This window comes from Nocardia sp. NPDC051570 (genome assembly GCF_044454005.1).
In the GTDB taxonomy this organism is placed as follows: domain Bacteria; phylum Actinomycetota; class Actinomycetes; order Mycobacteriales; family Mycobacteriaceae; genus Nocardia.
Genome location: NZ_JBITDI010000014.1, coordinates 41,830 through 63,663 on the forward strand (window position 1 = coordinate 41,830; position 21,834 = coordinate 63,663).

Annotated in this window: 20 protein-coding genes and 1 riboswitch; of the genes, 9 read left to right on the plus strand and 11 right to left on the minus strand. The window is 68.6% G+C overall.

The genetic code is table 11. From position 1 onward, the window contains the following. Nucleotides 1-115: 115 nt before the first annotated feature. Nucleotides 116-697: a TetR/AcrR family transcriptional regulator gene (locus tag ACIA76_RS30475; protein WP_397156701.1), complete on the minus strand. Its 582-nt coding sequence runs from the start codon at nucleotides 695-697 to the stop codon at nucleotides 116-118. A gap of 110 nt (nucleotides 698-807) precedes the next feature. On the opposite strand from ACIA76_RS30475, the gene ACIA76_RS30480 reads away from it, so the two are divergent. Next, nucleotides 808-1,719, plus strand: a complete 912-nt coding sequence (locus ACIA76_RS30480) for a TIGR03564 family F420-dependent LLM class oxidoreductase (RefSeq protein ID WP_397156703.1) — start codon at nucleotides 808-810, stop codon at nucleotides 1,717-1,719. A gap of 324 nt (nucleotides 1,720-2,043) precedes the next feature. On the opposite strand, the gene ACIA76_RS30485 is transcribed toward ACIA76_RS30480, so the two are convergent. The 4 genes from ACIA76_RS30485 to bioB all read right to left on the minus strand — a co-directional run bounded on the left by ACIA76_RS30485 (nucleotide 2,044) and on the right by bioB (nucleotide 4,921). After that, nucleotides 2,044-2,589 (minus strand): hypothetical protein, encoded by a 546-nt coding sequence (locus ACIA76_RS30485; protein WP_397156704.1) that lies wholly within the window; start codon nucleotides 2,587-2,589, stop codon nucleotides 2,044-2,046. Nucleotides 2,590-2,921: 332 nt separating this feature from the next. After that, nucleotides 2,922-3,584 carry a DUF2567 domain-containing protein gene (locus ACIA76_RS30490; protein ID WP_397156706.1) on the minus strand — a complete coding sequence of 221 codons (663 nt, stop codon included), beginning with the start codon at nucleotides 3,582-3,584 and terminating at the stop codon, nucleotides 2,922-2,924. Then, a complete protein-coding gene (locus tag ACIA76_RS30495; RefSeq protein WP_397156998.1) occupies nucleotides 3,584-3,793 on the minus strand; it encodes a hypothetical protein in 210 nt (69 codons plus the stop codon). The genes ACIA76_RS30490 and ACIA76_RS30495 overlap by 1 nt, the downstream gene beginning before the upstream one ends. Nucleotides 3,794-3,895: 102 nt before the next feature. Beyond that, nucleotides 3,896-4,921, minus strand: coding sequence for a biotin synthase BioB (gene bioB, locus ACIA76_RS30500; protein ID WP_397156708.1), 1,026 nt, complete (start codon nucleotides 4,919-4,921; stop codon nucleotides 3,896-3,898). Between the two features lie 163 nt (nucleotides 4,922-5,084). Here bioB and ACIA76_RS30505 point away from each other — a divergent pair, with 163 nt between their 5' ends. The 4 genes from ACIA76_RS30505 (at nucleotide 5,085) to ACIA76_RS30520 (ending at nucleotide 8,833) form a co-directional block, all read left to right on the plus strand. After that, nucleotides 5,085-5,669 carry a TetR/AcrR family transcriptional regulator C-terminal domain-containing protein gene (locus ACIA76_RS30505; protein WP_397156710.1) on the plus strand — a complete coding sequence of 195 codons (585 nt, stop codon included), beginning with the start codon at nucleotides 5,085-5,087 and terminating at the stop codon, nucleotides 5,667-5,669. Nucleotides 5,670-5,716: 47 nt separating this feature from the next. Next, a riboswitch (cobalamin riboswitch) is annotated at nucleotides 5,717-5,784 on the plus strand. 55 nt (nucleotides 5,785-5,839) lie between these two features. After that, a complete protein-coding gene (locus ACIA76_RS30510) occupies nucleotides 5,840-6,871 on the plus strand; it encodes a FecCD family ABC transporter permease (RefSeq protein ID WP_397156712.1) in 1,032 nt (343 codons plus the stop codon). Between the two features lie 73 nt (nucleotides 6,872-6,944). Beyond that, nucleotides 6,945-7,754: an ABC transporter ATP-binding protein gene (locus tag ACIA76_RS30515; RefSeq protein WP_397156714.1), complete on the plus strand. Its 810-nt coding sequence runs from the start codon at nucleotides 6,945-6,947 to the stop codon at nucleotides 7,752-7,754. A gap of 53 nt (nucleotides 7,755-7,807) precedes the next feature. Next, the gene (locus ACIA76_RS30520) at nucleotides 7,808-8,833 is read left to right on the plus strand and encodes an ABC transporter substrate-binding protein (RefSeq protein WP_397157000.1); all 1,026 of its coding nucleotides are present in this window, start codon (nucleotides 7,808-7,810) and stop codon (nucleotides 8,831-8,833) included. Here the strand turns inward: ACIA76_RS30520 and ACIA76_RS30525 are convergent. Next, nucleotides 8,830-9,975 carry an alpha/beta fold hydrolase gene (locus ACIA76_RS30525; RefSeq protein WP_397156716.1) on the minus strand — a complete coding sequence of 382 codons (1,146 nt, stop codon included), beginning with the start codon at nucleotides 9,973-9,975 and terminating at the stop codon, nucleotides 8,830-8,832. The two genes, ACIA76_RS30520 and ACIA76_RS30525, sit on opposite strands and share 4 nt — an antisense overlap. Nucleotides 9,976-10,085: 110 nt before the next feature. Continuing rightward, nucleotides 10,086-10,958, minus strand: coding sequence for an alpha/beta fold hydrolase (locus ACIA76_RS30530; RefSeq protein WP_397156718.1), 873 nt, complete (start codon nucleotides 10,956-10,958; stop codon nucleotides 10,086-10,088). Between the two features lie 86 nt (nucleotides 10,959-11,044). Here ACIA76_RS30530 and ACIA76_RS30535 point away from each other — a divergent pair, with 86 nt between their 5' ends. Together ACIA76_RS30535 and ACIA76_RS30540 are read left to right on the plus strand one after the other, a co-directional pair. Next, the gene (locus ACIA76_RS30535) at nucleotides 11,045-11,557 is read left to right on the plus strand and encodes a CGNR zinc finger domain-containing protein (protein WP_397156720.1); all 513 of its coding nucleotides are present in this window, start codon (nucleotides 11,045-11,047) and stop codon (nucleotides 11,555-11,557) included. 14 nt (nucleotides 11,558-11,571) lie between these two features. Beyond that, nucleotides 11,572-13,287 (plus strand): MOSC domain-containing protein, encoded by a 1,716-nt coding sequence (locus ACIA76_RS30540; protein WP_397156721.1) that lies wholly within the window; start codon nucleotides 11,572-11,574, stop codon nucleotides 13,285-13,287. Between the two features lie 41 nt (nucleotides 13,288-13,328). On the opposite strand, the gene bioD is transcribed toward ACIA76_RS30540, so the two are convergent. From bioD to ACIA76_RS30560, 4 genes are all read right to left on the minus strand, one after another. Continuing rightward, nucleotides 13,329-14,009 carry a dethiobiotin synthase gene (bioD, locus tag ACIA76_RS30545; protein WP_397156723.1) on the minus strand — a complete coding sequence of 227 codons (681 nt, stop codon included), beginning with the start codon at nucleotides 14,007-14,009 and terminating at the stop codon, nucleotides 13,329-13,331. Further along, the gene (locus tag ACIA76_RS30550; RefSeq protein ID WP_397156725.1) at nucleotides 14,006-15,154 is read right to left on the minus strand and encodes an 8-amino-7-oxononanoate synthase; all 1,149 of its coding nucleotides are present in this window, start codon (nucleotides 15,152-15,154) and stop codon (nucleotides 14,006-14,008) included. The genes bioD and ACIA76_RS30550 overlap by 4 nt, the downstream gene beginning before the upstream one ends. Nucleotides 15,155-15,180: 26 nt before the next feature. Further along, entirely contained in the window at nucleotides 15,181-15,642 is a 462-nt protein-coding gene (locus tag ACIA76_RS30555) for a VOC family protein (RefSeq protein ID WP_397156727.1), read from the minus strand. Between the two features lie 67 nt (nucleotides 15,643-15,709). Further along, entirely contained in the window at nucleotides 15,710-16,972 is a 1,263-nt protein-coding gene (locus ACIA76_RS30560) for an adenosylmethionine--8-amino-7-oxononanoate transaminase (protein ID WP_397156729.1), read from the minus strand. A 248-nt stretch (nucleotides 16,973-17,220) separates the two neighbouring features. Here ACIA76_RS30560 and glgX point away from each other — a divergent pair, with 248 nt between their 5' ends. Continuing rightward, on the plus strand, nucleotides 17,221-19,335 hold the full coding sequence (glgX, locus tag ACIA76_RS30565) for a glycogen debranching protein GlgX (RefSeq protein ID WP_397156731.1): 2,115 nt from the start codon (nucleotides 17,221-17,223) through the stop codon (nucleotides 19,333-19,335). A gap of 10 nt (nucleotides 19,336-19,345) precedes the next feature. Continuing rightward, nucleotides 19,346-21,757 (plus strand): malto-oligosyltrehalose synthase, encoded by a 2,412-nt coding sequence (gene treY, locus ACIA76_RS30570; protein WP_397156732.1) that lies wholly within the window; start codon nucleotides 19,346-19,348, stop codon nucleotides 21,755-21,757. Nucleotides 21,758-21,834 lie beyond the last annotated feature (77 nt).

Consider the following 21,834-nt stretch of genomic DNA (forward strand, 5'->3'; position numbering starts at 1 on the left):
GACACCCACTTGAGGCCGACCCTTTGGCCACACCACTTGGCTAGCTCTACCAAACTCAAGTGCACGGTAACCAGCCGATTTCCGTGTGCGGTGATCCCAGCGCAGGCAACGCCCGTTAGTTGTTGTTGGCGCAGCGCAGGAGTCCGTGGGCGACGAGAGCTAGCAGTACGTCGGCGCGTTGCGCCGGGTCGGGGAGGGATTCGGTGGTCAGAGATATGCCGTTGGCGAGTTGCAGGACATCGTCGACGGTGACGCTCGGGGCGACCGAGCCTTCTCGATGGGCGCGAGCAAGGAGCTGCTGCGCTGCTTCCCGGATCATGTTGTGGGGCGCGAACTCTGGATCAGATTTGTACCCTGTCAGGGCTGGCCCGAGCCCCCGCGCGGTGGCTGCGTGCCTTACCACATCGCGTAGCCAGGTCACCATGGCTGCCCCCGCGCTCGACACCGTAAGCAGGTCTTCTGCCCGCGCGCACAATGCCTGCACGCGATCGTGGAGCACGGCTTCCAGCAATTCCGCGCGGCTGGCGAAATGTCGATGCAGGGTGGCCGATCCGACCCCGGCGCGGCGGGCGATCTCTTCCAGGGACGCCTCGGCGCCAGCCTCGGCGATCACGTCACCCGCCGCGGCTACCAACCGGTCGCGGTTGCGTCGCGCATCGGCTCGCCGCTGACCTGGCGAGCTGGACTTTTCTCCCATCAGTCCGACACCTTCTTGCTAAGTGGGGTAGGTCCCCCGTATCGTATCGAACTACAAGTGGGGTGGACACCCCACTTACTGTGATGGCGCTGGAAACGGGGAGACGAAGAATGCAGATCGGTTTGGCGGTCGGTGACGTGCGCGGTCCCGCAACGCTGGAAGCGGTCGTCGACCAGGTGCGGGCGGCCGCCGATGCCGGATTCGCCACGGCATGGTCGAGTCAGGCTCTGGGTTGGGATGCATTGACCACCATCGCGGGGGCCGGTGCCGCCGTCCCCGATATCGCTGTGGGCACGGCCGTGGTTCCCGTTCCCCAGCGACACCCGATGGTGCTGGCCACACAGGCGCTAACCGTGCAGGCCGCGGTGGCAGGACGGCTCACGCTGGGCGTGGGTGCGGGTGTTGGCGTGATGGTGTCGGGGATGTTCGGATTGCCCACCGATCGGCCCGTGCGGCGCATGCGCGAGTATCTGACGGTGCTGGGCCCACTGTTGCGCGGGGAAAGCGTCCATCACCACGGGGAGACACTCACCGCTGTGGGCGCGGTGACGATCCCCGGCGGCGTGTCGGCGCCGTCGGTGCTCGTCGCCGCGATGGGTCCCCGGATGGTGCGGTTGGCGGGAGAACTCGCCGATGGGACCGTGACCTGGATGACGGGACCGAAAGCCCTTGGCGAGCACATCGTTCCGGCTATCACCGAGGCAGCAGCCGACGCCGGAAGACAGGCCCCGCGGGTCGTCGCCGGCCTGCCCGTCTGCGTCACCGATACAGCCGACGACGTCCGCGCCCGGATCGCCGAACAGTTCGCGCTGGCCGCACAGGTTCCTGAATACCGCGCGACCCTCGACCGGGAAGGAGCGGCCGGACCGCAGGACGTCGCGATCGTCGGCACCGAAACCGGCGTGGCACAGGCGCTCACTCGATTCCGCGATGCCGGTGTCACCGAATTCATGGCCGCGCCCTACGGAACCACCGACGAACAAAACCGTACCGTCGACCTACTCGCCGAGCTGGCCCGTTGAAGTCGGTGGAACGTCAGGAGCTGCCGCTGGTCGGGCGTTCATTCAGCGAGACCGAATGCGGCGCAGAACGTCCGGAGCGGCCGCGGAACATGCGTTCGCCTGGTGACAGACGCGATCGCAGGTCACGTGGACGCCATAATCGCACTTCTGGATAGGATCCCTGGTGCCAGCGCGATCTGGCACCGTGCGGCAGTCTGCGCAGCGAGATCGACTGCGGCGCAGGACGTCCGGCAATGCCGATTTCAGGGCACTTGGATCGGGGGCGGCGTTATCAATTGATTTGGGATGCCCCCGAGACCTCCTGCGTATTCCGCAGTGCGACCGTCAGGAGGCGGCTGCCTGAGTGAGTCGGTGGGTATGGAACTCAGGGTCCTCGCCCTCCCGTCCGGCGCTCACCACGAGCATGCGGCCCTTGGCGCCGTGCTCGGACTCACCCCGCCATTCGACGGGCCCAGTCGTGACCGGCAACTCAGCAAGCGCCTCCACGATCAGTTCTTCCGACTCGGTGAGGTGGTACAAGTCGATCCGTACGGTGCACGAGGCGAGCGCCGTCGCCCGGACGCGCCAGCCGGATTCCTCATCCACCACCCGCACATCGTCGATAAGAGCGCCACGGTCGGACAGCGCCGCCGCAACCTGGCCGGCGGCGATCGGCCCGAAAGCGTCCAAGAACCGCACCGAGGGATTGCGCAGCCCGAACTCCCGCCGCAGCCGTTGACTGACCGGGCCGACCACGCCAGAGCCGAAGACGATCAGCTGATAGTCGCGGGCGTCGAAGGCGCTCGCCGCGCCGTCCGGCTCGCTAGAGCCGACTGCCCGGACACCTCGCTCACGCAACCGCGACAAGACGTTGTGCAGCACCGCAGGCATGCGGCCAAGGATGAGGACTTGGTTCTGTTCTGTCATGAGCTCAGTGTTCAACTTCAAGCACACTCGAGGTCAAGCACGGCCAAAACCGCCCGCCACCAGGCACACCGACCAACCCACACAACGACTGAGCCCCGTCCGGCAGCCGGACGGGGCTCAGGCAACTGACAGGGCTTCTCACCAGCCCTCAAGCGCTACTTGCTCTTTGACGGTGACGCTATTCCGGTTCGGAACTCCACGGGGTGCCCTGCCAACGGGAGCCGGTGTCCCGGAACAGGACGCGGGGTGACCCATCAATGGGAGTCGGTGTCGCGGAAACGGGACCGGGTGACCCGTCAGTGGGAGTCGGCGTCCTGGAAGGGGACGGTACGGCCGGGGGTGGCCGGGGTGGCGTCGGCGATCGGGGTGCCGTACGGGCCGTAGCTGACGTCCGAGGCGTAAGGCCTGGTGGCACCGGGGTTTCCGGGGGCGGGGGCGGTGCCCAGGTCCTCGGCGGTGGACAGGGCGGCCAGGACCAGGACGACCAGGGAGGCCACCAGCGGTTGGATCAGCAGTGCGGTCCAGCCGGTGATGTTCGGGGCGAATTCGACGATGGTGTGCACGGCCGGTTTGGCCGGCCGCGGATGCATTCGCCGCGCCAGGAATTCGCCGCACCAGGACATCAGCCACGCCCCGGCCAGCGAGGCGAACAGCAACGCGCCCTGCATGATCGGGCCGCGGAACCGCCGCAGTCGCCACATCGACAGCGCCGAGATCAGGCCGACGACCGCCCCGGTACACATGAATATGGCGAGGGAATCGAATCGGTGCGCGCTCTCCCCCGTCAGCGCCGCACCGCGCCCGGGTTCGAGCACCGCCACCTTCTCGGTGGGGGCGAGTAGCGCCCACACCACACCGCCGAACGCGCTCACCAGCAGCACGGCGCCCGCGAACCAGCCCGCGGCGAGCACCTCGGTGCGCCCCACGCCGGATCGTACGGCGGTGAAAGTGTGTGCCATCAGCGATGTTCCAGGCTCGTGGAATCAATCATCCCGTGCCGGGAGCATTTCGCCCACCATCCGTCGGGATTCACCTGCACGATCATCCGCCGACCGCAGTGTTCACAGAACCGCGGGGGTTCGAGCCCCAGCGCGGCCGCCGCCGGAACGGCGTCGGCGAGCCCGGCGACGACCGGCTTACCGGTGAACGGGTTGTAGCGCTGTTGAATGTCCACGACCACCTCGATGCAGTACTCGTCCCCGGCGTGACCATGCCCTCGGCCGAAGTCCGACCCTACCCGAACCGGCCTCGCCCCTCGGGCACCCGCGGTTCACAGGGTTTCGTTCAACGCCTTGATCGGCATCTTCAGATCGGTCAGCAAATCCAGATCCTGTTCGGCCGGGCGGCCCAGCGTGGTCAGGTAATTACCCACGATGACGGCATTGATGCCGCCGAGGATGCCCTGTTTGGCGCCGAGATCGCCGAGGGTGATCTCGCGCCCGCCCGCGAAACGCAGGATGGTGCGCGGCAGCGCGAGGCGGAAGGCGGCGACGGCGCGCAGCGCATCGGCCGCGGGCAGCACCTCCAGATCGCCGAACGGCGTGCCCGGGCGCGGGTTGAGGAAGTTCAGCGGAACCTCGTCGGGCTCCAATTCGGCCAGCTGCGCGGCGAATTCGGCGCGCTGTTCGAGCGATTCGCCCATGCCGAGGATGCCGCCGCAGCACACCTCCATCCCGGCCTCGCGAACCATGCGCAGGGTGTCCCAGCGCTCCTCCCAGGTGTGGGTGGTGACCACGTTCGGGAAGTGCGATTTGGAGGTCTCGAGATTGTGGTTGTAGCGGTGCACGCCCATGGCGGCCAGCTGGTCGACCTGCTCCTGGTTCAACATGCCCAGCGAACAGGCGACCTGGATGTCGACCTCGTTGCGGATGGCCTCCACGCCTGCGGCGACCTGAGCCATCAACCGCGCGTCCGGACCGCGCACGGCCGCGACGATGCAGAATTCGGTGGCCCCGGTCTTGGCGGTCTGCTTGGCCGCCTCGACCAGGCTCGGGATATCGAGCCAGGCCGCGCGCACCGGCGACTGGAACAGGCCCGACTGCGAGCAGAAGTGGCAATCCTCCGGGCAGCCACCGGTCTTCAGCGAGATGATGCCCTCGACCTCGACCTCCGGACCGCACCACTTCATGCGGACGTCGTGCGCCAGCGCCAAGAGCTCCTCGAGCCGCTCATCCTCGAGGCGCAGCACCGCGAGGGTCTGCTCCTGAGTGAGCCCGACGCCGCGGTCGAGCACCTGCTCGCGGGCGATGGCGAGAATGTCGCTGTCGACTTCGGTCCGAACCGGTGCCTGAGTCATGCGCGCAAATCCCTTCGTTCGGCCGGGTGGCCGTGCAACTTGAACGGTGTTCAGGCTAGGGTAGCGGGTGGAAGTGAGTCAAAGATGTCCCCATGGCGAAACCAGATGTCCCCGTGACGGGAACCAGATATCCCCATGGCGGGAACCGAGGAACGAGGTTTACGTGCAGCTGCATCGCGCGGACGTGGTCGACGGGGCCATCGCCATCCTCGACCAGTACGGGCTGGCCGATCTGACCATGCGCCGGCTCGCGACCTCGCTGAAGGTGCAGCCGGGCGCGCTGTACTGGCATTTCCCCAATAAGCAGGCACTGCTGGGCGCGGTCGGCGACCGCATACTCGCGCCGATGGACGAACCGGTCCGGGCGCAGGATTGGGCCGAGCAGATCGACGAGCTGATGCATCGGCTGCGCTCCTGCCTGCTGGCCTATCGCGATGGAGCCGAGCTGGTCTCGGCGACCTACGCCTCGCGCCTGACCACCAGTAAGGGCCGGGAACGGGTGGCCAGCGCGCTGATTCGCGGCGGCATGACCCGCGAGGAGGCCGACCTCGGCGCCTACACCCTGCTCTACTACGTGCTGGGCGAGACCGTGGACGAGCAGTCGCGCATGCAGATGGACTCCGCGGGCGCGCTGCCGGACGAATCCTCGCCGCTGTACGAGAACATCAGCGCCACGGAGCGTTTCGACTTCGGCCTGCAGCTGTTCCTGGGCGGCGTGCGGCACCTGCTGGGCGACCGGGTGCGCTGACCGGACAAACCGGGCGGTAGAGTTCGGGCGTCCTGCCCGGCGGGTGCGGGAATCCGGTGCGATTCCGGAGCGGTCGCGCCACTGTGACCGCGGCCCCGGCCGCGGAAGTCAGACCTCCCTCGCCGGGCGCAACTCTGGAGAAGGTCGCGAATGCCTGTGGAGTACCGGCGATGATCCGTGCCCGGATATCGATCGTGGCGCCCCTGCTCGGGGTGCTGCTGGCGGGCGCCATGGTGGCGGCCACCGGCTTCGGCGCCGAAAATCTGCCGACGGCAACGGTTTTCGAGGTGCTGCGCGGCCATCTGACCGGCGCGGCCGCCGCCGATCCGGGTATCGACACGATCGTATGGCAGCTGCGGGTGCCGCGCACGGTCCTGGCCGCGGTGGTCGGGGCGGGTCTGGCGCTGGCCGGAGCGGCCATGCAGACACTGGTGCGCAATCCGCTGGCCGATCCGTATCTGCTGGGCGTGTCCTCGGGTGCGGGGGTGGGCGCGGCCGCGGTGATCACCTCCGGATTCCTCGCCGGCGCCGGGGTGTGGGCACTGTCGGGCGGCGCGCTGGCCGGAGCGTTCGCGGCGACGGCGGCGGTATTCGTGATCGCGCTGGCCCAAGGCGGGCTCACCCCGTTGCGGCTGGTGTTGACCGGCACGGTACTCGGTTCGGCGTTCGCGGCGCTGAGCAGCTATCTGATCTTCCGCAGCGCGGATCCGGCTGCGGCGCAACGGGTTCTGTTCTGGTTACTGGGGAGCCTGGCGGGTGCGGATTGGACGCGGATCGCGCTGCCCGCGACGGTGGTCGGCATCGCCGCGGTGGCACTGTTCTCGGTGAGCGGATGGCTGGACGCGCTGCATGTCGGGGCCGATACCGCCGCCTCGGTCGGGGTTCCGGTGCGGGCGGTGCGGATCGGATTGTTCATGGGGCTGGCGATATTGGTCGGAGTGCTGGTCGCGGTGTCGGGCGGAATCGGTTTCGTCGGCCTGGTGGTGCCGCATGCCGCGCGGCTGCTGGTCGGTTCGCCGCATCGAACACTGCTGCCGGTGTGCGCGCTGAGCGGGGCGCTGTTCCTGGTGGTGGCCGATGCGGCGGCGCGCATTCTGGTGCGGCCCACCGAAATTCCGGTCGGCGTGCTCACGGGTCTGATCGGCGCGCCGGTATTCCTGCTGCTGCTGGGGCGGCGCAGCTATCGGTTCGGGGCCGCATGACCGAGTCAGGGTCCGGAGGAGGCAGCCCGCGTAACCACGTAGGGCCCCTCGGGCATGCGCGAACGGACACAGCATGACCGACGAGACGCACACCCTCCCAGCCTCTGTCGAGGTGGCGGGCCTGTCCTGCGGCCGCGGGCGGCGGATGGTGCTGCGCGAGGTGCACGCCTCGATCCGGGCCGGGGAGACGATCGGCATCGTGGGCCCCAACGGCAGCGGTAAGACGACACTGCTACGCACCCTGGCCGGATTGTCCCGGCCGCTGGCCGGGCAGGTGCTGGTGAACGGCGTTGAACTGCACGGCCTTTCCGCGCGTGCGCGGGCCCGGCTGGTGGCGCTGGTGGCACAGGACGAAGCGCCGCCCGCGGATCTGCGGGCCGGTGAGGTGGTCGCGCTGGGACTGACGCCCTATCTGCCGCCGTGGGGCCCGGGCAGCCCACGCGAGCGACAGTCGATCGATAAGGCCCTGCGCGCGGTCGATCTCGACGGCTTCGCCGACCGTCCCGTCCATCGGATGTCCGGCGGCGAAAGGCAGCGGGTACTGCTGGCCCGTGCCCTGATCCAGAACACTCCGCTACTGCTCCTGGACGAGCCCACCAACCATCTCGACGTCACCCACCGCCTCGCACTGCTGGAACTGGCCCGATCCCTCGACCGCACGGTCGTCATGGCCCTGCACGACCTGGCCCTGGCCGACCGCTACTGCGACCGGATCCTGCTGGTGCACAACGGAACCGCCGACGCTCTCGCCCCACCCGAGACTGCCCTGCACCCCGACATCCTGGCCGAGGCCTTCGGCGTCCGCGCCGCCCGCGTCCAGCACCCGGAGACGGGCGAGCGGCATCTACTCCTCGGTTCGGCGCGGGCAGTGGAGGCCGGGTGAGTCCGAGTGGCGGATATGGATCAGGTGGAACGGGATTGGAGATGAGGGCGATGATGCGGCGACTTTGTTCGGTTTTCGGGGTGTTGACCGTGGGGTTGGTTGCGGTGGGGTGCGGGAGTTCGACTGTGACCGAGGGGAATCTGACGGTGCGCAACTGTGGGCAGGAGGTGAAGTTCCCTTCGCCCGCTCGGCGGATGTTCGTCAATGACGGGAACATGATCTCGATGGCGCTGGCATTGGGAGCACAGGATTCGGTCGTGGCGGTGTCGAGTCTGCAGCGCGACGCCGAGACGCTCCGGCGGCACTACGGAGATTCGGTCGACAAGCTGAAACAGGTCGCGCCGGAATACCCCGCGCGGGAGACGGTGCTGGCGCAGCGGCCGGATGTGATGGTCGCCGGGTGGAGCTACGGCTGGGACGAGGCGGCGGATCTCACGCCGGATTCGTTGCGCAAGAACGGGATCGCCGCCTACACCCTGACCGAGAGCTGCCGCCGGCATGCGGGTGAGCACGCCCGGGGCATCGAGGCGCCGTGGGACGCGCTGCGCGAGGATCTGACCAATCTGGGTGCGATCACCGGTCATACCGATCGCGCCACCACACTCACCGCGGATCTGGATCGCCGCCTCGACGCAGTGCGCCACGCCCCGCGTGCCGCGCGTACCCCGAACGTCTTCGTCTTCGACAGCGCGAGCGATACCGTCTTCTCCAGCGGCAAATTCGGTGCGCCGCAGGCGATTCTGGAGGCCGCGGGCGCGCGCAACGTCCTCGACGACGTCGCCGACACCTGGACCGCGGTGTCCTGGGAGCGCGTGGCCGCCGCGGATCCGGACGCCATCGTCTTCGTCGACTACCCCAAGCAGACCTTCGAGCAGAAGGTGGAGCTACTGCGCGCCAAACCGGGCATCAACCGGTTGCGCGCGGTCACCGAGGGGCGCTTCCTGAACCTGCCGTACGCGCTGTGGTGCAGCGGGCCGCTCAACATCGATGCCGCCGAGCAGATCCGCGCGCAGCTCGAACACTGGAATCTGCTGCCACCCTCGGCGATTCGACCGCAGAGCGACGATACGGCGCGCTAACGCGCCGCGGCCAGTTGCGCAGCGGTGAGCTGGCGGATGAACGGCACGATCTGCTGGGCGATGACGGTGTTGTACTCGCGGGGCTGCTGCATCGGATTGGCATGTCCGGTGGTGCGGGTCAGCACCACCAGCAGCGTGCCGTCGATGCCGCCGACCCGATCGATCAGCACCTGATGGGTGTAGACATCGTCGACGATCGGATCGCGATCGGGGTTGTGCGGGCGGATGAACGCGATCGCGGGCCGCGGCTTACCGTCGGCGGGCCTGGCCAGCGCTCGCAGATCGTCGACCGCGCCGCCCGCCACGATCGCCTTGAACTGCGCCTCGATCAGGCCGTTGCTGGCGACATCGGTATTGAAGATCTTCTGCCCCAGCACATCCGTCAGCGTCTGCCGCAACCGGCCCGCGCGAATACCGGGCGGCACGCTGCCGAAGTCCACGAATTGGTCACGGCGGGTGTAGGTCTCGGCGATCAGGCGCAGCATGCGGCTCTCCCGGGCGCCGGGCATCCAGCCGATCCAGCGCAGCAGTTCCTCACCCTGATCGCGGCTTTCGGAACGGACGGCGTCGAGGCTGACCGGGGTGCAGTCCAGGATCACCGCCTGCAGCGTCTTCGGGCTGCCGATGTGGATATGCTTGCCGATCTCGAGCGCGATCACCCCGCCCATGCTGTGGCCGACCAGGACGATGTTATCGATGTGGGCGGCATCGGTGACCCGGACGATGAGGTCGCTGATCACCTTGGTGTCGATACCGGTGTTGTCGTAGCGGATCGCCCATACGGAGCCGAGCTGGGCCAGCGACGGCAGGGCGCGGGCGGTATCGGTGGCGTCGAGCCCGCCCAGGCCGACCATGTCGAAGACCGCGGTATTACGCGATTGCGGGGTGGCGGCGGGTGCGACCGGGAGCGCGGCCGGTTCGGTGCGAGCCAGCCGGGCCTGTTCGGGGGCGATATCCCCGGCCCAGTACTGGGCGAACAGGGTCGCCACGATGAGCGGGACGATGGCCAGCCGCAGCAGCGTCAGACGAGTGCGCCGCAGCGTCTGCCAGCCGTGGCCGAACCGGGTCTCGGCCAGACGGGTCCGCCGCCGCGCATCGTCGTAGTCCGTGACGGTGGACGGGTGTCGGTCCTCGTAAAGCATCCCCATCCACTGTAAGAGCATCCGGGGGCCGAGGCTCACCCCGCGCTGCTCGATCGCTCCGCGAGCGCGACGAGTTTGCCCAGGCAGACGCGGAAACTCCCCGCCCGCCCTCAGTGCCTGACGAGCACGCGGCCGAGGAAGTCGCGGATCAGTTCGGCGACTTGGTCACCGGCGCTTTCCAGCAGGAAGTGGCCGCCGTCGAGCAGGTGGATCTCGGCATCCGGCACATCGTCGGCGAAGGCGCGGGCGCCGTCGGGACCGAAGATGGGATCGGCCTGACCCCATACCGCCAGCACCGGCGGCTGTCGATCGCGCAGGTAATCGTGCAGTGCCGGATACAGTTTCGGGTTGGTGGCGTAGTCGCGGAACAGCGCGAGCTGGATGGTGTCGTTACCCGGCCGCGACAGCAGCGCGACATCGTGGCGCCAGATGTCGGGGCTCACCAGGCTCTCGTCCGAAACTCCGGTCAGGTACTGCCATTTCGTGGCGTCGGCCGTCAGCGCGGTACGGATCGCGGCCTCGGTCTCGGGGGTCTGCGCTTGCTGGTAGTCCCAGACCGTCTGCCAGAAGCCGGGGATGAATCCGGCGTCGTAGCCGTTGCCGTTCTGGGTGATGATCGCGGTGACCGCCGCCGGATCCGCCAGCGCGAGCCGCCAGCCGATCGGGGCGCCGTAATCCTGGACGTAGAGCGCGTACCGCGGCACGCCCAGTTGCTCGAGCAGCCCTGCGGTCAGGGCGGTGAGAGCGCCGAAGGTGTAGTCGAATTCGTCGGCCGCGGGCGCGTCGGAGTAGCCGAAGCCCAGATGGTCCGGGGCGATCACGTGATAGCGGTCGCCGAGCGCGGGAATCAGGTTGCGGAACATGAACGAACTGGTCGGAAAGCCGTGCAGCAGAACAATTGTGGGGGCATCGGCCGGGCCCGCCTCGCGGTAGAAGATCCGACGGCCCTGCACGGTGGCGTAGCGGTGATGAACGGCAACCATCTTTCTAACCTCCTATTACCATTTAGATGGTTATAGTGAAGCATGCGTGCTATAACCGGTCAAGTAGAGATCGGAGGTTAGGTGAGATGGTGATCGAGACCGATGAGACGTTGCTGCTGGACCTGCTGAATACGACCCCGGTCGTCGACGGAACCCCCCTGGACCAGCTCGCCGACGCCGCGGCCGGTCGGCGGTGGCTCGCCGAACACGGCCAGCCCGTCTCCGACGACGAATGGCATGCCGTACTCGCCGCGCGCTCGGCACTGCAGGATGTCGTCGGCACGGGCGCGGGTCCGGCCGCGCTCGCGCGGTTCACCGAGGGCGTGCGCTATCGGGCCGGGTTCGAGAGCGGGGGCGTCTCCTGGATTCTCGAATTGCCCGAGGGCCGATCCGCCGCGGCGCGAGCCGTACTCACCTGGGACGCGCTGCGCACATCACATCCGGGGCGACTGCGCCCCTGCGCCAACTCCGAATGCCGCCTGTACCTGATCGACCACACCAAATCCAACAGCGCCCGCTGGTGCTCGATGGCGGTGTGCGGCAACAGAATGAAGGCCCGCCGCCACTATCAGCGCCTCCGCGCGACCCCCGAGAACTGAAGGAGACGAGGGCCATGGCACGGCTGTTGTCGCTCAACGTCGGCCTGCCCGCCGATGTGGCCTGGCACGGGCGCACCGTGCACACCGGGATCGTCAAACGACCCGTCGACGGTCCCCGGATGGTCCGTCGGCTCAATATCGACGGCGATGGACAGGGCGATCTCGGCGGGCACGGCGGGGAGATCCGCGCGGTGCTCGTCTATCAGCGCCAGTCCTATGAGTTCTGGCGCCACGAACTCGGCCGGGACGATCTCGAATTCGGCCAGTTCGGTGAGAACTTCACCGTCGACGGTCTGTCCGACGACGAGGTGCATATCGGTGACCGGTATCGGATCGGTCACGCCGAGTTCGAGGTGACCCAGCCGCGTGTCACGTGTTTCCGGGTCGGCATGCGGCTGAACGAACCGCGGATGCCCGCGCTGCTGGTCGCGCATCATCGGCCCGGGTTCTATCTGCGGGTCATCACCGAAGGTCTGGTCCAGGCGGGTGATGAGATCGTCCGGACCCGCGTCGGCAGGCATCGGCTGACCATTGCCGCGATCGACGCGCTGCTCTACCTGCCGGATCGCGATATCGGGCTGTTGCGCGAGGCCGTCGATCTGCCCGCGCTCAGTCCGGGGTGGCAGGGGTCCTTCCGTGATCTGCTCGACGCCGCCGAACACCACATGCCCACCGGCACAACGGCTGTCGGCGGCTGGACCGGATTCCGGCCGCTGCGTGTCGCGGGGATCGAGCCGGAGAGCGCGACCGTGACGTCGATCCACTTGGTCGCGCCCGATGGTGTCCCACTTCCCCGCCCCGCCCCCGGCCAGTACCTCACCGTGCGGGCCGCCGGCGCCGGGGATCCGGCGCCGGTGCGCAACTACTCGCTGTCGGGGTACTCGCCGGACGGCGGGTACCGCATCAGCGTGAAGCGTGAGGCGCGCGGGCTGGTCAGCACCTATCTACACACCCGCCTGCGAATCGGCGATATGCTCGATATCGCCTCTCCGCGTGGTGATTTCGTCCTGCTCGAGGAGCTCACTCCGGTGCTTCTGATCTCGGCTGGTGTCGGGGTGACACCGGTGCTGGCGATGCTGCGGGCGCTCGCCGATGCCGGGAGTGCGCGCGAGATCTGGTGGTTGCACACCGTTCACTCCCCCGCCGAACAGGCCTTCGCGGCCGAGGCACATCGCCTGCTCGCGGGCCTCGGGCACAGTCACGAGCACATCTTCTACACCGCCCCGAGCCCACCGGCATCGCCGAGCCGTCTCACCGGCGCGGCACTCGCGGCGCTTCGGCCGCCCACCGATGCGACCGCATATCTGTGCGGCCCAGGCGCTTTCATGACCGCCATGCGCGAGGCGCTTGCCGGTATCGGCCTGGCCGACGGCCGCATCCATTCCGAACTGTTCGGCACGCTCCCGGCGATCAACCCCGGACTCACCGACGCCGTCCATACTCCGCCGCATCCGCCATCCGGCCCCGCCGGAACCGGGCCTCGAATCACCTTCGCCCGCAGCGGCGTCACCGCGCCGTGGAGCGAGGGTTACACCACCGTGCTCGGGCTCGCCGAGGCCTGCGATGTGCCGGTCCGTTGGTCCTGCCGGACCGGCGTCTGTCATACCTGCCGGACCGAGATCCTGTCCGGCAGTGTGCGATACGAGCCCGACCCGCTGGAGTCTCCGCCGCCGGGTGAGGCCCTGATCTGCTGCTCGCGGCCCGAGACCGATCTCGTCCTGGATCTCTGAGCACGGCCGATAGGCGAGGGAGGCGCGATGCGCGGCCAGGATCAGGCGAGATAGCGGGCGGACCAGTCGGGGTGGAACCAGGCGGGGGCCTCGGTGGTGAAACGGTGTGTGTCCCACCGGCCCGCGCCCTCGGGGATCGCGCCGACCACGTCGACGCCGGTGACCGCGGGCAGGTCGGTGCGGTTGCATTCGGCGGCGAGATCCGGTGTGGCAGGCCAGGATCCGATGACCAGGCCCGCGCAGTGCAGTCCGGCGGAGGTCAGGGCTCGGGTGGTGAGTTCGCTGTGGTTGAGGGTGCCCAGGCCCGCGGCGGTGACGACCAGGACCGGGGCGTTGAGCTTCTGGGCCAGGTCGAGCACGGTGAATTCGCCCAGCCGGACCAGTAATCCGCCCGCGCCCTCGACCAGGGTGAGATCGGCATCGGACAGCGCGTCTACGGCGGCGGCGACCTCGCCGAGCGTGAGCAGCGGCTGTCCGCAGCGGCGTGCGGCCGTATCGGGGGCCAAAGGGTCCGGATAGCGGGCCAATTCGACGGTGCGGGTGACTCCGGCGAGGCGGTGCACCTCGGCCAGATCGCCGGGTTCGCCTGGGGCGATACCGGTTTGGGCCGGTTTACACACTGCCACCGACCGCCCGGCGGCGCGGGCGGCCGCCGCCAGCGCCGCGGTCGTCACGGTCTTGCCGACCTCGGTGGAGGTGCCGGTCACGATCAGGACGGTCACAGCGCGCCCTCCGGCTCGCGTGCCTGCGCCAGCACGTCGGTGAGAACCGTTGTGATGATGTGCATTTCGATATCGGTAAGGTCGGCCCGGGCGGTCAGCCGCAGCCTGGAGGTGCCCTCGGGCACCGAGGGCGGGCGGAAGCACCCGACGCTGAGGCCGCGGGCCCGGCAGGCCTGGGCGGCGTCGTAGGCGCGCCGCGCCTCGCCGAGCACAACCGAGACGACCGCCGAATCCGGTTGCGGCACACCGGCGATCCGGGCGATCTCGGCGGCGCGGGTGCGCACGCGGGTGGCCATCGCGGGTTCGCGGCGCAGCAGCCGCAGCGCCGCGCGGGCCGCGCCCACCGCGGCCGGGGCCAGGCCGGTATCGAAGATGAAGGTGCGCGCCGCGTCGATCAGATGCGCCCGCACCCGCTCGTCGGCAAGCACCACACCACCCTGTGCGGCAAGGGCCTTCGACAGCGTCGCGGTGATCACCAGATCGGGCTGTCCGGCCAGGCCCAGTTCGTGCACGAGGCCGCGCCCGCCCGCACCGCGCACGCCGATGCCGTGTGCCTCGTCGACGATCAGCACCGCGCCGTTGGCCCGCACCACGCGATGCAGTTCCACCAGCGGCGCGAGATCGCCGTCGGCGCTGAATACCGAGTCGGTCACCACCAGCGCCCGCTCCTCGGACCGCGCGGCCAGCAGCCGATCCACGGCCTCGACATCGCCGCGCGGGGCGACCTCGACCCGGGCCCGCGACAACCGGCAGGCATCGACCAGCGAGGCGTGACTGCCCGCATCCGACACCACCAGCGCGCCCCGCCCCGACAACGCCGTCACCACACCGAGATTCGCGGCATATCCGGAGGCGAACACCAGCCCCGACCGCGCGCCCGCGAAGTCGGCGAGTTCGGCCTCGAGCTCCTCGTGTTCGGTGGTCGTTCCGGTCACCAGCCGCGACCCGGTCGACCCGGTCCCCCACTTACGCACCGCCTCGATGGCCCCCTCGGCCACCTCGGGATGCCGCGAAAGCCCCAGGTAGTCATTGGAAGCCAGATCGATCAGCCCGGTCTCCGGCGCCCGCGCCCGCAGCTCCCGCCGCAGCCCCGCCCGCACCCGCTCGGCGGCCCGCGCATCCAACCAGCTCAACGGATCACTCACAGGTAGGCAGCATACTTGAACGCCGTTCAGGAGCAAGAGTGGACGTGCTCGTCGATCACCTCCGCCGCGGGCACGTCGGGTATCCAACTCACCGCGTCCGTTCCTCGCATGGCCGCATCGACCAATTCGACATGGCCACCGATCGAGTCGACGGCGAAGTACGCCCAAGGCCCCTCGGCCGCACGCCCGAAGGGCGCCACCTCGGGGAAGCCGCAGGCGGTGAGCCGGTCCGCACCGGCGGCCAAATCCGAGGTCCAGAATCCGATGTGATGGAACCGGGCCCGGCTGGTGTCACCCCACGACCCACCGGACGGTGCCTGAACCAGCTCGGCATGCGCGGGCCCGTCGGAGTAGACGACCCGTACGACCGCCCCTTCCACCTCGGCCTCGACCACCCGCCCCCAGGAAAGCCCGGCCGCGGCCGTCAGATCGCGCATCGTCACCTCGAGGTCGGGGACGACGAAACAGACGTGGTAGTAGTGTGCCATCCGGCAAGAATACAACCAATCGGTCGTATAGGTTCCAGGCGAAGCGGGCGATCGGTGCGATCCCGAATCAGGCCGACGCCGCGGCCACCACCCCGGTGGTGATGCGTGCGATGTCCTCGGCGGTGCTGATGTACGGGGGCATGGTGTAGATCAGATTGCGGAAAGGCCGTAGCCAGACACCGGATTCGACGGCGGCGTGGGTGGCCTTGCGCATATCGACGGGGTGATCCAGTTCCACGACGCCGATCGCGCCGAGCACGCGCACGTCGGCCACGCCCGGAATCGCTTGGGCGGCGGCCAATCCGGTGGTCAGGCCCGCTTCGATCGCGGCCACCTCGGCCCGCCAGTCGCGCGCGAGCAGCAGTTCGATCGAGGCGACCGCGACCGCGCAGGCCAGCGGATTACCCATGAAGGTCGGGCCGTGCATGAGGCCGCCGTGTGCGGCGCTGAGGGTTTCGGCGATCCGGGTGGTGCACAGGGCGGCGGCCAGGGTCAGATAGCCGCCGGTGAGCGCCTTGCCGACACACATCACATCGGGGGCGACCGAAGCCCGGTCGGCGGCGAAAAACGTTCCGCTGCGGCCGAATCCGGTGGCGATCTCATCGAATACCAGCAGTACGCCGTGCTCGTCGCACAGTCGGCGCAGCTCGTTCAGATAGCGCGGATCGTGGAATCGCATACCGCCCGCGCCCTGCACGATCGGCTCCACGATCACCGCCGCGAGCTCGTCGGCGTGGGCGGCCAGCAGCCGATCCAGCTGCGAAACATACTCCGGCTCATAGTCCTTCGGCGGCATGGGCGCGAAGACCTGTTCGGTCAGCACATCCGTCCACAGCGAATGCATACCGCCCTCGGGATCGCAGACGGCCATCGGCGTGAAGGTGTCGCCGTGATATCCACCGCGCCAGGTGAACAGCCGTCGCTTCTCCGGCCGCCCGCACGCACGCCAGTACTGCAGGCACATCTTGGCCGCCACCTCCACCGACACCGAGCCGGAGTCGCAGAGGAATACCTTGTCCAGCCCGGCGGGAGTCAGCTCGACCAGCAGCTGCGCCAGCCGCACCGCGGGCTCATGGGTGAGCCCGCCGAACATCACATGGCTCATCCGCCCCGCCTGTGCCGTCAGCGCGGCGTCCAGCACCGAATGCCGATAACCGTGCACCGCCGCCCACCACGAACTCATCCCGTCGACGAGCTCGCGCCCGTCGGCCAGCGTGAGGCGGGTGCCCGCGGCCGAGGCCACGATCAGCGGTTCGGTGGTCGCCGGGAAGCCGCCGTAGGGATGCCAGACGTGCGCGGCATCGAGTGCGGTGATCTCATCGGGTGTCACGGAACTCCTCTGCGAAGCAAAGATTGAACGTCGTTCAAGTTACCATTCGACCGCCGGAAACGGGTCACTGTGGCAGATCGCGCGCGGATCACTCGGCCGCCACGAAATGGTCAAAAGCCCAGATCCCGAACGTGACCGATTCGTCCAGAATTGCGCCCCCGCACCGAACCCGTAGCGAATGCGCGAAACACCGGCACTCGAACACCACGCGCACCGACCCGTCGGCACCGACGGCTACTGTCGGTGGCATGCTGCCCGATCCGACCGGTGATGTGGCCCCGCTGGGCGTCTGGCCGGGGACCGCGTATCCGCTGGGCGCGACCTACGACGGAGCGGGCACCAACTTCTCGGTGTTCTCCGAGGTCGCCGAGCGGGTGGAGGCCTGCCTGATCGACGATGGGGGCGCCGAGACGCGAATTGCGCTGGAGGAGGTCGACACCTACGTCTGGCATGCCTACGTGCCGACCGTCGCGCCCGGCCAGCACTACGGTTTCCGGGTGCACGGCCCCTTCGATCCCGACCGCGGATTACGCTGCGACGCAAGCAAACTGCTGCTCGACCCGTACGGTAAGGCATTCGCGGGCGAGTTCGGCAGCGATGCGTCGCTGCATACCTACGGCCGGGATTCGCTGGGCCACACCATGACCGGCGTGGTGATCAACCCGTTCTTCGACTGGGCCGACGATCGCGCGCCCACCCGTCCCTATCACGAGACGGTCATCTACGAGGCCCACGTCAAGGGCATGACGATGACACATCCGCTGGTGCCCGAGCAGCTGCGCGGCACCTACGCCGGCATCGCGCATCCGGCCGTCATCGACCATCTGAAGTCGTTGGGTATCACCGCGATCGAGCTCATGCCGGTCCATCAGTTCATTCAGGATCGGATGCTGCTCGATCAGGGCCTGCGCAACTACTGGGGCTACAACAGCGTCGGCTATCTGGCCCCGCACCACGACTACGCCGCCGATCGCCGCCCCGGCGCCGCGGTCACCGAATTCAAGGCCATGGTGCGGGAATTGCACGCCGCGGGCATCGAGATCATCCTCGACGTGGTCTACAACCACACCGGCGAGGGCAATCATCGCGGCCCGACCATCGGACTGCGCGGCATCGATAACGCCGCCTACTACCGGCTGCTCGAGGACGATCCCTCGCACTACATGGACTACACCGGCACCGGCAACAGCCTCAACGTGCGCCATCCGCACACCCTGCAGCTGATCATGGATTCGCTGCGGTACTGGATCCTGGATATGCACGTCGACGGCTTCCGCTTCGATCTGGCCGCCACCCTGGCGCGCGAATTGCACGATGTGGACCGGCTTTCCACGTTCTTCGATCTGGTGCAGCAGGATCCGGTGGTGAGCCAGGTCAAGCTGATCGCCGAGCCGTGGGACGTCGGCGAGGGCGGCTATCAGGTCGGCAACTTCCCGGGCCTGTGGACGGAGTGGAACGGCAAATACCGTGACACCGTGCGCGATTACTGGCGCGGCGAACCGGCGACGCTGGGCGAGTTCGCCTCCCGGCTCACCGGCTCCTCGGATCTGTACGAGGCCACCGGCCGCCGCCCCAGCGCCAGCATCAACTTCGTCACCGCCCACGACGGATTCACGCTGCGGGATCTGGTGTCCTACAACGAGAAACACAATGAGGCCAACGGCGAGGGCAATCGCGACGGCGAGAGCCACAACCGCTCCTGGAACTGCGGGGTGGAGGGTCCGACCGACGATCCGGCGGTGCTGGCGCTGCGAGAGCGGCAGAGCCGCAACATGATCGCGACGCTCACGCTGTCGCAGGGCACCCCGATGCTGCTGCACGGCGACGAGATGGGCCGCACCCAGAACGGCAACAACAACGCCTACTGCCAGGATTCGCCGCTGTCGTGGATGGATTGGACGCTGGCACAGAAGAATTCGGATCTGGTCGAATTCACCCGCGCGGCGATCGCGCTGCGCGCCGAACATCCGGTGTTCCGCCGCCGGCGCTTCTTCGACGGCCTGCCCGCCCCCGACCACGACCAGCCGGGCGATATCGCCTGGTTGACCCCGGCCGGGGAGGAGATGACCAGCGCCGACTGGGGCTCCGGATTCGGGCGCTCGCTGGCGGTGTTCCTCAACGGCGCGGCCATCAAGGAGCCGGGCACGCGTGGCGAACGCATCACAGACGATTCCTTCCTGCTGTGTTTCAATGCCCACGACGCCTCGATCGACTTCACTCTGCCGGGCGCCGAATTCGGCGAGCGGTGGTCGGTGGCGTTGGACTGTTCGACCCCGACCGGAGAATCGCGGGCGGAGTATCCGGCCGCGGCGACGGTCGCGGTCACCGCGCGTTGCCTGCTCGTTCTCCGCCGTACCACCTGATCCAGAAGAGATGACAGATACCGAATTGGTTGACGAGGCCACCGGGCCGATCGCCCGCCGGACGTCGGTCCGCAGCACCTACCGGTTACAGCTGCGCCCCGACGCACTCACCTTCACCGATGCCCGCGCGATCGCGGAGTACCTGCAGCAGCTGGGCATCTCGCACCTGTACCTGTCGCCGATCCTGACCGCGGCGCACGGATCCACGCACGGCTACGACGTGACCGATCCGACCACGGTCTCGGCGGCCCTGGGCGGCCCGGCCGGGCTCAAGGCGCTCGCCGACGAGGTGCGCGCCCGCGGCATGGGGTTGATCGTCGATCTGGTGCCCAACCATGTCGGCGTGGCCGATCCGCGCCAGAATCCGTGGTGGTGGGATGTGCTGCGCAACGGGAAGGGCTCGCAGTTCGCGCACTTCTTCGATATCGACTGGAGTCCGGGCAACGGGGCGGGCGGGCGGCTGGCGCTGCCGGTGCTGCAGACCGAGAACGATCCGGCCTCGCTGACCGTGGACCGCAGCGGCCCCGAGCCGATGCTGGCCCTGCACGATCTGCGCCTGCCGATCGCGCCGGGCACCGACGGCGAGAACGCGCTGCGCATCCACGACAAACAGCATTACCGCCTGGTCAGCTGGAAGGCCGGGGTGTGCACGTATCGCCGCTTCTTCGCGGTGTCGAGCCTGGCCGCGATCCGGCAGGAGGATCCGGCCGTCTTCGAGCTCAGCCATCGCGAACTCGCCGCCTGGTGCGAACACGATCTCATCGACGGCGTGCGGATCGACCACCCCGACGGATTGGCCGATCCCGCGGGCTATCTCGCGCGGCTGCGCCGCCTGCTCGGCCCGAACCGGCTGCTGCTGGTGGAGAAGATCCTCGCGCGCACCGAACCTCTGGACGCCACCCTGCCCATCGACGGCACCACCGGCTACGACGCGCTGGCCGTGCTGGGCGGAGTGTTCGTCGATCCCGCCGGGGAGCAGGCCCTGACCGAACTGTCGCGCGAGCTGTGCGGACATGGCAGCGACGGGGAATGGTTCGCCGACACCGAACATCGGATCAAGCGCGCGGTGGCGGAGAAGCTGCTGGTGCCCGAGGTCCGGCGGCTCGTGGCGGCGGTCAAGCGCGACGGCGGCGCCGAGGACTTCGACACCATGGCGCTGACCAACGCCACCATCGAGGCGCTGTCGCATATGCCGGTCTACCGCACCGACTACGCGCCGTTGGCGGGTGTGCTCGCCACGGTCGTGGCCGAGATCGAAAGGCGCAACGGCGAATTGGCCGCACCGCTGGCGGTGCTGGTCGGCGCGCTGAGCGCGGGCGGCGAGGCGGCCGTGCGCTTCCAGCAGGTATGCGGGGCGATCACGGCCAAGGCCGTCGAGGACACCATGTTCTATCAGGCCGCGCGGCTGGTGTCGCTGCAGGAGGTCGGCGGCGATCCGGCGCGATTCGCGCGCTCGCCGTTGGAGTTCCACCTCACCAATGCCGATCGCGCCCGCCGCTGGCCGGCCGCCATGACCACGCTGTCCACCCACGACACCAAGCGCGGCGAGGATGTGCGCGCCCGCATCGCGGTGCTGTCGCAGACCGCCGAGACCTGGGCGCAGGCGGTGGCGGCCTGGAACGACATCACCCCGCCGCCGGACGAGGCGACGTCGTTGTTCCTGTTGCAGAACATGTTCGGGATCTGGCCCGCCGACGATCACGCGGCCGCCACGGTGCCCGGGCTGCGCGAGCGGCTGCATCTGTTCGCGGAGAAGGCCGTTCGCGAGGCGGGCACCCGATCCTCCTGGGAGGAGCCCGATTCCGATTTCGAGGCCGAACTGCACCGCTGGGTCGACGCGGTGATCGACGGTCCGGTGGGCGCCGAACTGGGCGAACTGGTGACGAGGCTGGCCCCGCACGCCTGGTCGGATTCGGTGGCACAGAAGCTGTTACAGCTGTGCGGCCCCGGCATCCCCGATCTCTATCAGGGCTGCGAGCTGTGGGAGGATTCGCTCGTCGATCCGGACAACCGCCGCCCGGTGGACTTCTCACAGCGCCTGGCCATGCTCCAATCCCTCACCGGAACACCGGAATTGGACGCCTCCGGGGCGGCGAAGATGTGGGTGGTCGCCTATGCGCTGTGGCTGCGCCGCGAACGTCCGGACTGCTTCGTCGGCGGCGCCTACACCCCGCTGTTCGCCAGCGGCGAGCGGTCGGCACATCTGCTCGCCTACGCCCGCGGTCGATCCGGCGAGCAACCACAGGTGATCGTCGCCGCGACCCGCCACAGCGTCGCACTGACCGATTCCGGCTGGGGCGACACCGCCCTCGAGCTGCCTCCGGGCAGCTGGACCGACCGGCTCACCGGGCATATGTTCACCGGCCCGGCCCGCATGGAGAAGCTGTTCGCCCGGCTCCCGGTCGCGCTGCTCGTGCGGTGACACGCCCGAGCGCGCGACACGCTGCCCGACCACTCGGTCCCTTTTGTGACTGGTGAGACGTAGCATCATCGGCTGCA

Excerpts from the sequence above, each read along its gene's own strand:
- ACIA76_RS30475 (WP_397156701.1), bottom strand. The coding sequence starts at position 697 with ATGGGAGAAAAGTCCAGCTCGCCAGGTCAGCGGCGAGCCGATGCGCGA.
- ACIA76_RS30480 (WP_397156703.1), top strand. The coding sequence starts at position 808 with ATGCAGATCGGTTTGGCGGTCGGTGACGTGCGCGGTCCCGCAACGCTG.
- ACIA76_RS30485 (WP_397156704.1), bottom strand. The coding sequence starts at position 2,589 with ATGCCTGCGGTGCTGCACAACGTCTTGTCGCGGTTGCGTGAGCGAGGT.
- ACIA76_RS30490 (WP_397156706.1), bottom strand. The coding sequence starts at position 3,584 with ATGGCACACACTTTCACCGCCGTACGATCCGGCGTGGGGCGCACCGAG.
- bioB (WP_397156708.1), bottom strand. The coding sequence starts at position 4,921 with ATGACTCAGGCACCGGTTCGGACCGAAGTCGACAGCGACATTCTCGCC.
- ACIA76_RS30510 (WP_397156712.1), top strand. The coding sequence starts at position 5,840 with ATGATCCGTGCCCGGATATCGATCGTGGCGCCCCTGCTCGGGGTGCTG.
- ACIA76_RS30515 (WP_397156714.1), top strand. The coding sequence starts at position 6,945 with ATGACCGACGAGACGCACACCCTCCCAGCCTCTGTCGAGGTGGCGGGC.
- ACIA76_RS30520 (WP_397157000.1), top strand. The coding sequence starts at position 7,808 with ATGCGGCGACTTTGTTCGGTTTTCGGGGTGTTGACCGTGGGGTTGGTT.
- ACIA76_RS30525 (WP_397156716.1), bottom strand. The coding sequence starts at position 9,975 with ATGCTTTACGAGGACCGACACCCGTCCACCGTCACGGACTACGACGAT.
- ACIA76_RS30530 (WP_397156718.1), bottom strand. The coding sequence starts at position 10,958 with ATGGTTGCCGTTCATCACCGCTACGCCACCGTGCAGGGCCGTCGGATC.
- ACIA76_RS30535 (WP_397156720.1), top strand. The coding sequence starts at position 11,045 with ATGGTGATCGAGACCGATGAGACGTTGCTGCTGGACCTGCTGAATACG.
- ACIA76_RS30540 (WP_397156721.1), top strand. The coding sequence starts at position 11,572 with ATGGCACGGCTGTTGTCGCTCAACGTCGGCCTGCCCGCCGATGTGGCC.
- ACIA76_RS30555 (WP_397156727.1), bottom strand. The coding sequence starts at position 15,642 with ATGGCACACTACTACCACGTCTGTTTCGTCGTCCCCGACCTCGAGGTG.
- glgX (WP_397156731.1), top strand. The coding sequence starts at position 17,221 with ATGCTGCCCGATCCGACCGGTGATGTGGCCCCGCTGGGCGTCTGGCCG.
- treY (WP_397156732.1), top strand. The coding sequence starts at position 19,346 with ATGACAGATACCGAATTGGTTGACGAGGCCACCGGGCCGATCGCCCGC.